Annotated in this window: 1 pseudogene; it reads left to right on the top strand. The window is 46.1% G+C overall.

The features are described 5' to 3' along the window. A pseudogene (locus MMY95_RS15690) lies at positions 1-438 on the top strand (beta-galactosidase); the annotation flags it as partial.

Genomic DNA, 438 nt, shown 5'->3' with positions numbered 1-438 from the left:
ACCAAGGTAACGTTTTAGCGGTTCGGGTCTACAAACGCAGTACTGCTGCCTTTATCGAAGACCAAGATATGTTCCGCTTCTCTGGTATTTTCCGTGACGTTAATTTACTGGCAGAACCCACTAGCCATATTACTGATTTGGACATCCACCCAGTTCCGAATGCTAATCTCAAAAGCGGCGAACTCAACGTCACTACTAAAGTAACTGGCGAATCAGCCACTTTAGCGCTGACCGTTAAAGACCATGACGGGCGAGTACTGACGAGTCAAACACAGACTGGTAGTGACAGTATCACCTTTGATACCATGTTATTTGACCAACTGCACTTGTGGTCACCATCAACACCGTATCTCTATCAATTGACAATTGAAGTTTACAATGCCGATCACCAACTCTTGGAAGTCGTCCCATATCAGTTTGGGTTCCGGACGGTCGAGC

Origin of the sequence: Lactiplantibacillus sp. ME-2 (assembly GCF_022549155.1) — a bacterium.
GTDB classification, from domain to species: domain Bacteria; phylum Bacillota; class Bacilli; order Lactobacillales; family Lactobacillaceae; genus Lactiplantibacillus; species Lactiplantibacillus plantarum.
The sequence above is the reverse complement of the archived record's forward strand: the minus strand, read 5'-3'. Positions and strand labels throughout refer to the sequence as shown.